This is a genomic window from Streptomyces sp. NPDC059564 (genome assembly GCF_042735575.1).
Taxonomy (GTDB): domain Bacteria; phylum Actinomycetota; class Actinomycetes; order Streptomycetales; family Streptomycetaceae; genus Streptomyces.
This window is the reverse complement of the sequence record NZ_JBHWBP010000211.1, coordinates 1-13,123: the sequence shown is the minus strand read 5'-3', so window position 1 is coordinate 13,123 and position 13,123 is coordinate 1. Positions and strand designations below refer to the sequence as shown.

The window sequence follows — 13,123 nt, the reverse complement described above, 5'->3', positions numbered from 1 at the left end:
TGCGAAAGGGGCGCCCGCCGACAGTTCGGGGGGGGCCCCTTTAGCGGGGGGCGGAAGCGGAATCAGGCGTACACGGGGCCCGTGAACTTCTCGCCCGGCCCCTGGCCCGGCTCGTCCGGGACGATCGAGGCCTCGCGGAAGGCCAGCTGGAGCGACTTCAGGCCGTCGCGCAGCGGAGCCGCGTGGAAGGAGCTGATCTCGGTGGCGCTCGCGGTGACCAGCCCGGCCAGGGCGGTGATCAGCTTGCGGGCCTCGTCGAGGTCCTTGTGCTCGGAGTCGGGCTTGTCCAGGCCCAGGTTGACCGCGGCGGCGCTCAGCAGGTGGACGGCCACCGTGGTGATGACCTCGACGGCGGGCACGTCCGCGATGTCGCGGGTCATGTCGTCGTAGTCGGGAGCGTCCGGGGCGGAGGAGGGGGAATCGGAGGGCGTCGCGTCAGTCATGCGTCACACGATATGCCGTGCGGCGGGCTTGTAACGCGGGTGCTAGTATGTACTTCGACCGGCCGGACACGTATGTGCCCGGCCCACAAGTGGAGGCTCCGATCTCCCACCTGACCACCCTCCGGGGAGGCAGGTCATCCGGTCAGGCGGTATCCATCGTTCCGTACGGACGATGGAAAGCTGCCCGAGTCTGCGCCCCGCGGTTCGCACGCGGCGGTGCTCCGGTTGTTTTGGAGCCCCTGCCTGTGCCCGGCGGGGCTTTTTTCATTCTCCGCCGCGGTCGGTCTGACGACAAATGACGTCAGCGACTGTCTGCCAGACAGTCGTGTGGTGCTACCGAGGAGGATCCATCAGCACCGAGCCCCGCATCAACGACCGGATTCGCGTTCCCGAGGTACGACTCGTCGGTCCCAGCGGCGAGCAGGTCGGCATCGTGCCGCTTGCCAAGGCCCTTGAGCTGGCGCAGGAGTACGACCTCGACCTGGTCGAGGTCGCGGCGTCCGCACGCCCGCCGGTCTGCAAGCTCATGGACTACGGCAAGTTCAAGTACGAGTCGGCCATGAAGGCCCGTGAGGCGCGCAAGAACCAGGCGCACACGGTCATCAAGGAAATGAAGCTCCGGCCGAAGATCGACCCGCACGACTATGACACCAAGAAGGGTCACGTCGTTCGGTTCCTCAAGCAGGGCGACAAGGTCAAGATCACGATCATGTTCCGTGGTCGCGAGCAGTCCAGGCCGGAACTCGGCTACCGACTGCTGCAGCGCCTCGCTTCGGACGTCGAGGACCTCGGGTTCATCGAGTCGAACCCGAAGCAGGACGGCCGAAACATGATCATGGTCCTCGGTCCGCACAAGAAGAAGACCGAGGCGATGGCCGAAGCCCGCGAGGCGCAGGCCGCCCGCAAGGCCGAGCGCCAGGGTGTCGCCGCCGGTGACGAGGACGCTCCTTCCGAGGAGACCCTCGTCGAGGAGGAGACCACCGAGGCCGCCGAGGCCGCTGAGGTCACCGAGGCCGACGCCGACGAGGCGAACGCCGAGGCCTGATTCCGGGGCAGCCCGTCCCGGATCACCGACACAACATGACGCTCCCGCGAGCCGGTCCGTACGGACCGGTGGGAGCGCCACCGACGAGGAGATAACGGCGCTATGCCGAAGAACAAGACGCACAGCGGTTCCAAGAAGCGCTTCAAGATCACCGGCTCCGGCAAGGTGCTCCGTGAGCGCGCCGGCAAGCGCCACCTGCTCGAGCACAAGTCGTCCCGTGTCACCCGCCGCCTGACCGGCACCGCGGAGATGGCCCCCGGCGACGCCGCGAAGATCAAGAAGCTTCTCGGCAAGTGACGTCCTCCGCTCCCCTTCCGGGAGCGGGACGTCAAGACCGGGACCCCATCGAATTCGGGCCGTGTGAAGACAACCACGGCCCCGCTACAAGGAGTTAAAAAGTGGCACGCGTCAAGCGGGCAGTAAACGCCCACAAGAAGCGCCGGGCGATCCTCGAGGCGGCCTCCGGCTACCGCGGTCAGCGTTCGCGCCTGTACCGCAAGGCCAAGGAGCAGGTCACCCACTCGCTGGTCTACAACTTCAACGACCGCAAGAAGCGCAAGGGCGACTTCCGTCAGCTGTGGATCCAGCGCATCAACGCCGCTGCCCGCCAGAACGGCATGACGTACAACCGCCTCATCCAGGGTCTGAAGGCCGCCAACATCGAGGTGGACCGCAAGATCCTCGCGGAGCTGGCCGTCAACGACGCCAACGCCTTCGCCGCGCTCGTCGAGGTCGCGCAGAAGGCGCTTCCGGCCGACGTCAACGCCCCCAAGGCCGCTGCCTAAGCCTTAGCCGGCCCGCTTCACGCGACCGGCACCCACGGACCCGCAGGCGATTCGCCTGCGGGTCCGTGTGCTTTCGCCCGCCCGCCCCGGAACCCCGAGAGAGAACCGCAGACACCATGGGTTACGCCGACGAGCTGATCTCCCCCCGATCCCCGCGGGTGGCCGCCGCCAGGCGCCTGGCGCGGCGCAACTTCCGCACGAAGGAGCGCCGGTTCCTCGCCGAGGGCCCGCAGGCGGTGCGCGAGGCCGTCGAGCACCGCGGGGCCCAGGGCGCGACCCTGATCGAGCTCTTCGCCACCGTCGAGGCCGCCGAGCGCTACGCCGACATCGTCGAGGCCGCGCTGCTGGCCGGGGCGCGCGTGCACTACGCCTCCGACGAGGTGCTGGCGGAGGTCTCGCAGACCGTCACCCCGCAGGGCCTGGTCGGTGTCTGCCACTTCCTGGACTCCCCCTTCGAGGAGATCCTGGGGGCCCGGCCCAAGCTGGTCGCCGTCCTCGCGCACGTCCGCGACCCCGGCAACGCCGGCACGGTGCTGCGCTGCGCGGACGCCGCCGGCGCCGACGCGGTGGTGCTGACCGACGCCTCCGTCGACCTGTACAACCCGAAGTCGGTACGGGCCTCCGTGGGCTCCCTCTTCCACCTTCCGGTGGCCGTCGGCGTGCCGGTGGAGCAGGCCGTGGAGGGGCTTCGGGCGGCGGGCGTACGGATCCTCGCGGCCGACGGGGCCGGTGAGGACGACCTCGACGCCGAGCTGGACGCGGGCACCATGGGCGGTCCCTCCGCCTGGGTCTTCGGCAACGAGGCCTGGGGCCTGCCCGAGGAGACCAGGGCGCTCGCGGACGCCGTCGTACGGGTCCCGATCCACGGCAAGGCGGAGAGCCTGAACCTCGCCACGGCCGCCGCCGTGTGCCTGTACGCGTCCGCGCGTGCACAGCGGGCGCCCGGAGGGTGCCGCTCCGTGACCCCCAGCTAGTAATGTGGCCGCCCGGGGGGCCCACTGCGCGCTACTCGGAGATGTGGGGTACGGGGAAATGACCGTCGGTACGAACAGCTCGTCCGGAGCCGCTGGGCCGGCCGAGCAGCGCCTGCGGGACGCCCCCGCCCCCCAGGCCTGCACCCCGGCCACCCCCGGAGCGCCGGCCCCCGGCCCGGCCGGGCCCGCCGCCGACGGGCTGCGCGGCGTCCCGCACCAGGCGACCCCCTCGGCCCGCCCCCGGGCGCGCGCCACGGCCCCGGGCCCCGTCGAGGCGATCCCCGGAGGGGCTTCGTTCGGGATCGATCCCGATGAGCTGCCCGACGGCCTCGTCGTCGCCGACCACGCCGGGCGGGTGATCTGCTTCAACCGGGCCGCCGCCCGGATGACCGCCACCGACCCCGGCCAGGCCCTCGGCGCCCGCATCGACCGCGCGCTGCCGCTCGAGGACCTCGAGGGCCGCCGCTGGTGGGCCCTGACCGACCCCTACGGCGGCCTCGCCACCCGCCGCGGCCAGCCCGAGCGGAACCTGCTGCTGCCCGGCGGCCGTGAGGTGCTCGTCTCCGCCCGCTACGTGCGCACCCATCCCACCGGCCCGGTGCGCCGCCTCGTGGTCACCCTGCGCGGCACGGAGGCCCGCCGCCGCACCGAACGCAGCCACGCCGAGCTCATCGCGACCGTCGCGCACGAGCTGCGCTCCCCACTGACCTCCGTCAAGGGCTTCACGGCCACCCTGCTCGCCAAGTGGGAGCGGTTCACCGACGACCAGAAGCGCCTGATGCTGGAGACGGTCGACGCCGACGCCAACCGCGTCACCCGGCTCATCGCCGAGCTGCTCGACATCTCCCGCATCGACTCCGGCCGCCTGGAGGTGCGCCGCCAGCCGGTCGACATCGCCGCCGCCGTGGGCCGCCACGTCCAGGCGCTCACCGCGAACGGCCAGGCCCCCGACCGGTTCCTCGTACGCGTGAGCCGTCCCCTGCCCGACTGCTGGGCCGATCCGGACAAGATCGACCAGATCCTCGGCAACCTCCTCGAAAATGCGGTGCGGCACGGTGACGGAACGGTCACCATCGACGTAGCGCCACACGAGAAGGGAACCGCCGTCACCGTGACCGACGAAGGCCCCGGGATCCCCGAGGAGTCGATGGGCCGCGTCTTCACCCGCTTCTGGCGGGGGAGCAAGCGCGGCGGCACCGGCCTGGGCCTGTACATCGTCAAGGGCATCGTGGAGGCCCACGGCGGCACCATCACGGTCGGCCGCGGCCCCGGCGGCGGAGCCGAATTCCGATTTATCCTGCCCGTGAGCGCACCGGCCTACCTCACGCAGTGACCCTGCGGAGGATCTCGCCAGGCGGCCCACGGGCTCCTTCACCCCCGACGGCCCTTAGACTCGTCCTTTGGCACCTTTGTGTCTCTGTGTCGATCGGTCTGATCGTGCCGTACGGGGACCACCAGCCAAGCCATCGGAAGTACGGGAAGAGATGTCGGCACCGAACAAGTCGTACGACCCTGTCGAGGTCGAGGCACTGAAACCGGAAGAGATCGAGCGCATGCGGGACGAGGCGCTCGCCGCCTTCGCGTCCGCCGGCGACCTCGACGAGCTCCGCGAGGCGAAGACCGCGCACATGGGCGACCGCTCGCCCCTGGCGCTCGCCAACCGGGAGATCGGCGCCCTGCCGCCGCAGGCCAAGGCCACAGCGGGCAAGCTCGTGGGTCAGGCCCGCGGCGCCGTGAACAAGGCCTTCGGGGCCCGCACGGTCGAGCTGGAGGCCGAGCGCGACGAGCGGGTGCTGGTCGAGGAGGCGGTGGACGTCACGCTGCCCTACGACCGCGTGCCCGCCGGCGCCCGCCACCCCCTGACCACGCTGATGGACCGCATCGCGGACATCTTCGTCGGCATGGGCTACGAGGTCGCGGAAGGCCCCGAGGTCGAGGCGGAGTGGTTCAACTTCGACGCCCTCAACTTCACGCCGGACCACCCGGCGCGCCAGATGCAGGACACCTTCTTCGTCCAGGGCCCCGAGGGCACCGAGGGCGACGAGTCCGGCGTCGTGCTGCGCACCCACACCTCCCCGGTGCAGGCGCGTTCGCTGCTGGAGCGCAAGCCCCCCGTCTACATCGTCTGCCCGGGCCGGGTGTACCGCACCGACGAGCTCGACGCGACGCACACGCCCGTCTTCCACCAGGTCGAGCTGCTCGCCGTGGACGAGGGCCTGACGATGGCGGACCTCAAGGGCACCATGGACCACATGGTCCAGGAGCTGTTCGGCGAGGGCACCACCACGCGCCTGCGCCCGCACTTCTTCCCCTTCACCGAGCCGTCCGCCGAGATGGACATGCAGTGCTACGTGTGCCGCGGCGCCTCGGTGGGCAACCCCGACCGCCCCTGCCGCACCTGCTCCAGCGAGGGCTGGATCGAGCTCGGCGGCTGCGGCATGGTCAACCCGAAGGTGCTCGTCGCCTGCGGCGTGGACCCGGAGAAGTACAGCGGCTTCGCCTTCGGCTTCGGCATCGAGCGGATGCTGATGTTCCGTCACAACGTTGAAGACATGCGAGACATGGTCGAGGGTGACGTTCGTTTCACCCGGCCCTTCGGGATGGAGATCTGATGCGGGTCCCGCTTTCGTGGCTGCGGGAGTACGTCGACCTCCCCGCAGGTGAGACCGGCCGTGACGTGGCGGCCAAGCTCGTCGACGCCGGCCTCGAGGTCGAGACCGTCGAGCAGCTCGGCGCCGGGCTCAAGGGCCCCCTCGTCGTCGGCCAGGTGCTGACCATCGAGGAGCTGGAGGGCTTCCGCAAGCCGATCCGCTTCTGCACCGTCGACGTCGGCCAGGCCAACGGCACCGGCGAGCCGCAGGAGATCGTCTGCGGCGCCCGGAACTTCTCCGTCGGCGACAAGGTCGTCGTGGTCCTGCCCGGCGCCGTGCTGCCCGGCGACTTCGCGATCGCCTCGCGCAAGACGTACGGCCGCACCTCGCACGGCATGATCTGCTCCGGCGACGAGCTGGGCATGGGCGACGACGGCACGCACGGCATCATCGTGCTGCCGCACGAGCACGAGGTCGGCACCGACGCGATCGAGCTGCTCCAGCTCGTCGACGAGGTCCTCGACATCGACATCACCCCGGACCGCGGCTACTGCATGTCCCTGCGCGGTGTGGCCCGCGAGGCCGCCACCGCGTACGGTCTGCCGCTGCGCGACCCCGCGCTGCTCGACGTCCCGGGGCCCAACTCCTACGGATACCTCGTCAAGATCGACGACCCGGCCGGCTGCGACCGCTTCACCGCCCGCACCGTGACCGGTCTCGACCCCGAGGCCCGCTCCCCGATCTGGCTCACGCGCCGCCTCCAGAAGGCGGGCATGCGCCCGATCTCGCTCGCCGTCGACGTCACCAACTACGTGATGCTCGAACTCGGCCAGCCGCTGCACGCCTACGACCGCGCCCGCCTCGACGGCGCGATCGGCGTCCGGCGTGCCGAGCAGGGCGAGAAGTTCACCACCCTCGACGGGGTCAAGCGCACGCTCGACGCCGAGGACCTGGTGATCACCGACAACAGCGGCCCCATCGGGCTCGCCGGCGTCATGGGCGGCGCCAACACCGAGATCGCCGACTCCGTCACGGACCCCGAGACCGGCGCCGTCACCGGCACCACGGACGTGGTCATCGAGGCCGCGCACTTCGACTCCGTGTCGATCTCGCGCACCGCCCGCCGCCTGAAGCTCTCCTCGGAGGCCTCCAAGCGCTTCGAGCGGGGCGTCGACCCGCAGGCCGCCGCCGCGGCCGCCCAGCGGACCGTCGACCTGCTCGTGCTGCTCGCGGGCGGCACCGCCGAGGCCGGCGTCACCGAGCTCACCGCCCCCGGTGCCCCGCGCACCATCGCGATGAGCGCCGACCACCCCGACCGGGTCGCGGGCATGGACTACGGCCGCGAGACCGTCGTACGCCGCCTCCAGGAGGTCGGCTGCGACGTCTACGGCCAGGACGAGCTCGTCGTCACCGTCCCCTCGTGGCGGCCCGACCTCGCCGAGCCCAACGACCTCGCCGAAGAGGTCATCCGCCTGGAGGGCTACGGGAACCTCCCGTCCACCCTCCCGCAGGTGCCCTCCGGCCGCGGCCTGACCGCCCGGCAGCAGCTGCACCGCCGGGCCGGCCGCGCGCTGGCCGGCGCGGGCTACGTCGAGGCGCTGAGCTACCCGTTCCTCGGCGAGGCCGTCTTCGACCAGCTCCAGCTGCCCGCGGACGACGCCGCCCGCCGGGTCGTCAAGCTGGTCAACCCGATCTCCGACGAGGAGCCGGCGCTGCGCACCACGCTGCTGCCGGGTCTGCTCGGCGCGCTGCGCCGCAACGACAGCCGGGGCAGCCACGACCTGGCGCTCTTCGAGACCGGCTCGGTCTTCCGCGCCGGCGAGCAGCCGGGCGTCGCCGTCCGGCTGGGCGTCGACCGGCGTCCCACCGACGAGGAGATCGCGACCCTGAACGCGGCCCTGCCCGCCCAGCCGCGGTACGCCGCGGTCGTGCTGGCCGGTGCCCGCGAGCAGGCCGGCTGGTGGGGCAAGGGCCGCCCGGCCGACTGGGCCGACGCGGTCCAGGCCGCCCGTGCGCTGGCCGTCGAGGCCGGTGCCGAACTGGTGGTCCGCCAGGGCCGGTACGGCCCCTGGCACCCGGGCCGCTGCGCCGAGCTGGCCGTCACCGTGGACGGCGTGGAGACGGTCATCGGCCACGCCGGCGAGCTGCACCCCCGCGTCGTCAAGGCGATGGGCCTGCCCGCCCGTACCAGCGCCATGGAGCTCGACCTCGACCGCCTCGGGGCGGCCGGCGGAGAGGCCCTCCAGGCGCCCCGGATCTCCTCCTTCCCGGTGGCGACCCAGGACGTGGCACTGATCGTCGACGGGTCGGTTCCGGCCTCCGAGGTGGAGGCCGCGCTGCGCGAGGGCGCCGGTGAACTGCTGGAGTCCCTGCGGCTGTTCGACGTGTTCACCGGTGAGCAGGTGGGCGAGGGCAAGAAGTCCCTGGCGTACGCGCTGCGCTTCCGCGCCGCCGACCGCACGCTGACCGCCGAGGAGTCCACGGCCGCGCGCGACGCGGCGGTGGCCCTGGCCGGCGAGCGGACCGGAGCGGTGCTGCGCGGGGCGTGAGCACCCACGCGTAGAGCCGGCTGAGGGGCCCCTCCGGTGATCCGGAGGGGCCCCTCACTCATTCGGGTGAGAAGGCTGATGACCCGTGTCCGGTACGTCTGGAGGTCGACACAATCGTTCCGGCCGTCGAGCCGGAGGGGAGCGTCCTACGGATGATCACGCGCGGGGAGATGCCCCTGGTGCGCCGGGTGTGCGTCCTCGCCTGGGGCGGCGCCGCGGTGTCCTGGGAGCTGTCCTCCCCGGGGCGGCTGGGGCCGAGCCTCGCCACCTGCGCGGCCTTCCTGCTCCTGGCCACGGGCTGCGCCCTGCACATCCGGCGCGGGCTGGTGGCCGAGCTGCGGCGCTCGCGGGAGATCGCCGGCGCCACCCAGCGGGTCCTGCTGCGCCCGCTGCCGGGCCGGATCGACGGACTGGCGGTGTCGGCGGCCCAGCTGTCGGCGAGCCGGGGCGCGGCCGTGGGCGGGGACCTGTACGAGGCCGTCGCGACGGCGTACGGGGTGCGGCTGGTGATCGGGGACGTACGGGGCCACGGGCTGCCGGCCCTGGGAGCGGCCGCCGCGGTGCTGGGTTCCTTCCGCGAGGCGGCGTACGACGAACCCGCGCTGGCCGGGGTCCTGCACCGGATGGAACGCTCCCTCCAGCGGCACCTGCGCGAACGGGCCCGCTCCGAGCACCCGTCGGCCTGCCCGGCCGAGCCGGAGTCCCCGGTGGCGGAGGAGTTCGTCACGGTGCTGCTGCTCCAGATCGCCCCGGACGGCACGGTCGCGGCCCTCAACTGCGGCCACCCCTGGCCCTACCGCCTCCACCCCACGGCCGCGGCGCCGACCCCGGTGCGGCCGCTCGCCGGGACGGAGACCCTGCCGCCGCTCGGGGTGGTGCCCCTGCCGCCCGACGTGCGGCCGCAGCCCTGCGGGGCGCTCGGCCCCGGCGAGGTCCTCGTGCTGCACACCGACGGCGCCGAGGACGCCCGGGACCGCCAGGGCCGGTTCTTCCCGCTGCGCCGCGTCCTCGACGTCCTCGCGGAGGAGACGGCGCTCACGCCCGCGCGGCTGGTCGCGGGCGTGCACGCCGCGCTGCTGCGCCACACCCGGGGCAGACTCGTCGACGACGTCGCCCTGTTGGTGCTGCGCAACGACCGCGCTTGAATCGTCGGTTCGTGTCGCGCGCGGCCGCGTACGCCCCGGTCGCCCGGGCCGTGTCCCGCGGCGGCGGAGCCGGGTCGGCCCCGCACCGGCCCGGCCGTCTTCGCGCGACCGGCGGAGCCACTCCGCACCGGGCCGGTGGACGAGCCCGGTGCGGGTGCGGCCCGGCTCCGTCCGGGACCCGGCGACCAACCGGGTCCCGGCGGAACCGTGGTGCGCCGCCCGCCTGCCATGGAGTGTCGGGCAGACAGCAGGGCGGGCGGCGCGGTGCCGGGTCGTCGCACTGTACGAGGGGGAGCCGACGACCCGAGCGGCCTCTTTGGCGAGGCTCTTAAGTGAAACCCCGCGGGGGCCCTCCGCGGCAGGGTGCGGATCGCATTTATGCGCGTACTTGCTTCACACGGGGTGTGAATCGCGCGCACTGGACCCCGCGCGCGGCGCGCAGCCACTAGCCTGAATTCCGACGAGCCCTTGGAGGGCCCATGCAGCCCAACGCCCTGCTCGACGCCCTCCTCGCCGAGGCGGGCATGTCCCACGCCGGACTCGCCGCACACGTCAACCATGCGGGCCGCTCCCGCGGACTCGCCCTGCGCTACGAACACACCGCGGTCTCCCGCTGGCTGAAGGGGCAGCGCCCCCGGGGCCAGGTGCCCGACCTGATCTGCGAGGTGCTGGGCGGGCGGCTGCAACGGCCCGTCGGGCTCGACGACATCGGGCTCGGCATCCCGGGGCAGCACAGTCCGCACGCCACCCGCATCGGCGGCTTCGTCGACCGGGCCACCGCCCTGTGGCGCTCCGACGAGCAGGGCCGGCCCGCGCAGCTCACCGCCGGGGCGGTCACCGGCACCCCGGCCGTGATCCCGGTGTGGGAGTGGGAGAACCCGCCCGAGGACGCCGACGTGTCCCGCTCGGGCCCGCACCGGATCGGGCCCGAGCACATCGAGATCCTGCGGGCGGCCCGGGTGCACTACGAGCTGATGTACCGCCGGGCCGGGGGGATGGCCACCCGGGCCCGGATCGTCCGCTTCCTGGGCAGCGAGACCGCGCCGATGCTGCGCGGCAGTTACCCCGACGACGTCGGCCGGCTCCTGCACCGGGCCACCGGGTCCCTCGTCGCGGTCGCCGGGATCTGCGCCTACGACTCCGACGCGCACGGGCTCGCCCAGCGGTACTTCCACCAGGCGCTGCGGCTCGCGAAGGCCAGCGGGGACCGGGGGCTCGGCGCGTACGTGATCGCGCTGCTGGTCAACCAGTCGCTGCACCTGCGGGAGTACCGGCAGGCGGTGGCCTTCGCCGAGGCCGCGCTGCGCGCCGCGGGACGGCACACCACCCCGGCACTGGCCGCCGACCTGTACGCGATGCAGGCCAAGGCCTACGCCCAACTCGGCGACCCGCTGGCCGCGTTGGCCTGCATCCGCCGCGCGGAGGCGGCCGCCGAGCGGATCCTGCCCGGCGCGGAACCCGCCGAGACCGGCTACGTCCAGCCCGGGCTGGTCAACGTACAGGTCGCGGAGGCCCTGCTGAGCCTGGGGGACCTGGACGCGGCGCACGCGCAGGCCGCCGAGGCGGTGGGGACCCCCGCTCACGACCGGGGGCGGGTGCACCGGCTCGCGATGCTCTGCGAGATCCAGCTGCGGCAGGGGGAGGCGGACCGGGCGGTGGCCTCGGCGGCCGAAATGGCGGAACGGGCCAAGGGGATGGAGTCGTTGCGGCTGCGCGACCGGCTGCGGGCGGTCCGCGAACAGCTGCTGACCAGCGGGTGCGCGGGCGCGGAGGAGACCGCACAGCTCATCGACGGGGCGCTGCGCGTTCCCCTGTGAGGGCCCGAGCTGCTGCCATGTGGTCACCTACGAACGGAAGGTGGCACAGCCGTGCAGTGGACGAACCTGAGTGAGCAGACCGTGTACAAGAACCGCTGGTTCGACGTGAACCTCGCGGACGTGGAAATCCCCGACGGCCGGCACCTGGACCACTTCGTGATCCGGCTGCGGCCCGTCGCCGTCGCGACGGCGGTCAACGAGGCCAACGAGGTGCTGCTGCTGTGGCGGCACCGGTTCATCACCGACAGCTGGGGCTGGGAACTGCCCGCCGGGGTGGTCGAGGACGGCGAGTCCGTCGAGCGGGCGGCGGCGCGGGAGATGGAGGAGGAGTCGGGCTGGCGGCCCGGCCCGCTCCACCACCTGATGACCGTGGAGCCCTCCAACGGCCTCACCGACGCCCGCCACCACCTGTACTGGGCGGACGGGGCCACGTACACCGGGCATCCGCAGGACGACTTCGAGTCCTCGCGGCGCGAGTGGGTCCCGCTGAAGCTCGTACCGGACATGATCGCGCGGGGGGAGGTCCCGGCCGCCACCATGGCGGCCGGGCTGCTCCTGCTGCACCACCTGCGGCTCGGCTAGCGGGCCTTCGGCCCTTGCCGGGGCTCAGCCGTACGGGTAGAAGCCCGAGCCGGTCTTGCGGCCGAGGCGGCCCGCGTCGACCATCCGCTGGAGCAGCGGGGGCGCGGCGTACAGCGGCTCCTTGAACTCGGCGTACATCGAGTCGGCCACCGAGGCGACCGTGTCCAGGCCGATCAGGTCCGCCAGCTTCAGCGGGCCCATCGGGTGGGCGCAGCCCAGCTCCATGCCGTTGTCGATGTCCTCGCGGCTCGCGATGCCGGATTCGAACATCCGGATCGCGGACAGCAGGTACGGGATGAGCAGCGCGTTGACCACGAAGCCGCTGCGGTCCTGGGCGCGGATCGCGTGCTTGCCCAGCACGTCGCGCACCAGGGCCTCGGCGCGCTTGATGGTCTCCTCGCCGGTGGTCAGGGCCGGGATCAGCTCGACGAGCTGCTGCACCGGGGCCGGGTTGAAGAAGTGGATGCCGATGACCTGGTCCGGCCGCGAGGTCGCGACGGCCAGCTTGACCAGCGGGATCGAGGAGGTGTTGGAGGCGAGGATCGCGTCCGGACGGGTGATCACCTGGTCGAGGACCTGGAAGATCTCCGTCTTGACCTGCTCGTTCTCGACGACGGCCTCGATGACGAGGTCGCGGTCGGCGAACTCGCCGAGGTCGGTGGTGAAAGTGAGGCGGGCCAGGGTGGCGTCCCGCTCCTCCTCGCTGATCTTGCCGCGTTCGGCGGCCTTGGTCAGGGAGTTGTGCAGCCGGGTGCGCCCGATCTCCAGGGCCTCGCCGGTGGTCTCGGCGACCATCACCTCAAGACCGCTGCGGGCACACACCTCGGCGATGCCCGCGCCCATCTGGCCGCAGCCCACCACGCCGACCCGTGCGATGTCGGTCGGGAGGGTAGAGAGGTCCGTCACATCGTGCCTTTCGCTGCTCATCCATCGCGGGTCCCCCGTACTCGGCAGTGGTAACTGCGTTCCGGCGCCCGCCACGCCCCCCGACGTTACCCCCGTCCTTCACCCCGGTGGCGGGGCGGGGCGGGCATGCTGGGCGCACGCAGAGCAATGTCACGGAGCGGAACGGAGTCGTCACATGACGCACATCGGACGGCGGGGGCTGCTGGCCGGAGCGGCGGGGGTGCTGGCCACGACGGCGGTGGCGGGCCCGGCGGCGGCCGGCCAGCCGGCGCGGGCGGGGGAGGCG

The 13,123-nt window shown here is 72.6% G+C and carries 12 protein-coding genes; 10 read left to right on the top strand and 2 right to left on the bottom strand.

Translation table 11 applies throughout. The features are described from left to right. Positions 1-62: 62 nt before the first annotated feature. On the bottom strand, positions 63-443 hold the full coding sequence (locus ACFV0Q_RS28040) for a DUF1844 domain-containing protein (RefSeq protein WP_266578154.1): 381 nt from the start codon (positions 441-443) through the stop codon (positions 63-65). A gap of 325 nt (positions 444-768) precedes the next feature. Between ACFV0Q_RS28040 and infC the strand changes: the two genes are divergently transcribed. The 10 genes from infC (at position 769) to ACFV0Q_RS27990 (ending at position 11,931) form a co-directional block, all read left to right on the top strand. Further along, on the top strand, positions 769-1,488 hold the full coding sequence (infC, locus tag ACFV0Q_RS28035) for a translation initiation factor IF-3 (RefSeq protein ID WP_385009141.1): 720 nt from the start codon (positions 769-771) through the stop codon (positions 1,486-1,488). 102 nt (positions 1,489-1,590) lie between these two features. After that, positions 1,591-1,785, top strand: coding sequence for a 50S ribosomal protein L35 (gene rpmI, locus ACFV0Q_RS28030; RefSeq protein ID WP_030387121.1), 195 nt, complete (start codon positions 1,591-1,593; stop codon positions 1,783-1,785). Positions 1,786-1,886: 101 nt separating this feature from the next. Continuing rightward, the gene (gene rplT / locus ACFV0Q_RS28025; protein WP_007263143.1) at positions 1,887-2,273 is read left to right on the top strand and encodes a 50S ribosomal protein L20; all 387 of its coding nucleotides are present in this window, start codon (positions 1,887-1,889) and stop codon (positions 2,271-2,273) included. 116 nt (positions 2,274-2,389) lie between these two features. Continuing rightward, positions 2,390-3,247 (top strand): TrmH family RNA methyltransferase, encoded by an 858-nt coding sequence (locus tag ACFV0Q_RS28020; protein WP_385009140.1) that lies wholly within the window; start codon positions 2,390-2,392, stop codon positions 3,245-3,247. Positions 3,248-3,305: 58 nt separating this feature from the next. Then, positions 3,306-4,580, top strand: a complete 1,275-nt coding sequence (locus ACFV0Q_RS28015; RefSeq protein WP_385009139.1) for an ATP-binding protein — start codon at positions 3,306-3,308, stop codon at positions 4,578-4,580. A 151-nt stretch (positions 4,581-4,731) separates the two neighbouring features. Continuing rightward, on the top strand, positions 4,732-5,859 hold the full coding sequence (gene pheS, locus ACFV0Q_RS28010; protein ID WP_385009138.1) for a phenylalanine--tRNA ligase subunit alpha: 1,128 nt from the start codon (positions 4,732-4,734) through the stop codon (positions 5,857-5,859). Beyond that, on the top strand, positions 5,859-8,387 hold the full coding sequence (gene pheT, locus ACFV0Q_RS28005; protein ID WP_385009137.1) for a phenylalanine--tRNA ligase subunit beta: 2,529 nt from the start codon (positions 5,859-5,861) through the stop codon (positions 8,385-8,387). Before pheS ends, pheT begins: the two co-directional genes overlap by 1 nt. Before the next feature lie 152 nt (positions 8,388-8,539). Further along, the gene (locus ACFV0Q_RS28000) at positions 8,540-9,532 is read left to right on the top strand and encodes a PP2C family protein-serine/threonine phosphatase (protein WP_385009136.1); all 993 of its coding nucleotides are present in this window, start codon (positions 8,540-8,542) and stop codon (positions 9,530-9,532) included. Positions 9,533-10,011: 479 nt separating this feature from the next. Next, a complete protein-coding gene (locus ACFV0Q_RS27995) occupies positions 10,012-11,349 on the top strand; it encodes a transcriptional regulator (protein WP_385009135.1) in 1,338 nt (445 codons plus the stop codon). Between the two features lie 51 nt (positions 11,350-11,400). Next, positions 11,401-11,931, top strand: a complete 531-nt coding sequence (locus ACFV0Q_RS27990; RefSeq protein ID WP_385009134.1) for an NUDIX hydrolase — start codon at positions 11,401-11,403, stop codon at positions 11,929-11,931. 24 nt (positions 11,932-11,955) lie between these two features. Here ACFV0Q_RS27990 and ACFV0Q_RS27985 read toward each other — a convergent pair whose 3' ends face one another. Beyond that, a complete protein-coding gene (locus ACFV0Q_RS27985; protein WP_385009133.1) occupies positions 11,956-12,858 on the bottom strand; it encodes a 3-hydroxybutyryl-CoA dehydrogenase in 903 nt (300 codons plus the stop codon). Between the last annotated feature and the right edge of the window lie 265 nt (positions 12,859-13,123).

What these genes read in the sequence shown, in the direction of transcription:
- ACFV0Q_RS28040 (WP_266578154.1), bottom strand. Translation starts at nt 443, where the DNA reads ATGACTGACGCGACGCCCTCCGATTCCCCCTCCTCCGCCCCGGACGCT.
- rpmI (WP_030387121.1), top strand. Translation starts at nt 1,591, where the DNA reads ATGCCGAAGAACAAGACGCACAGCGGTTCCAAGAAGCGCTTCAAGATC.
- ACFV0Q_RS28020 (WP_385009140.1), top strand. Translation starts at nt 2,390, where the DNA reads ATGGGTTACGCCGACGAGCTGATCTCCCCCCGATCCCCGCGGGTGGCC.
- ACFV0Q_RS28015 (WP_385009139.1), top strand. Translation starts at nt 3,306, where the DNA reads ATGACCGTCGGTACGAACAGCTCGTCCGGAGCCGCTGGGCCGGCCGAG.
- pheS (WP_385009138.1), top strand. Translation starts at nt 4,732, where the DNA reads ATGTCGGCACCGAACAAGTCGTACGACCCTGTCGAGGTCGAGGCACTG.
- pheT (WP_385009137.1), top strand. Translation starts at nt 5,859, where the DNA reads ATGCGGGTCCCGCTTTCGTGGCTGCGGGAGTACGTCGACCTCCCCGCA.
- ACFV0Q_RS28000 (WP_385009136.1), top strand. Translation starts at nt 8,540, where the DNA reads ATGATCACGCGCGGGGAGATGCCCCTGGTGCGCCGGGTGTGCGTCCTC.
- ACFV0Q_RS27995 (WP_385009135.1), top strand. Translation starts at nt 10,012, where the DNA reads ATGCAGCCCAACGCCCTGCTCGACGCCCTCCTCGCCGAGGCGGGCATG.
- ACFV0Q_RS27985 (WP_385009133.1), bottom strand. Translation starts at nt 12,858, where the DNA reads ATGAGCAGCGAAAGGCACGATGTGACGGACCTCTCTACCCTCCCGACC.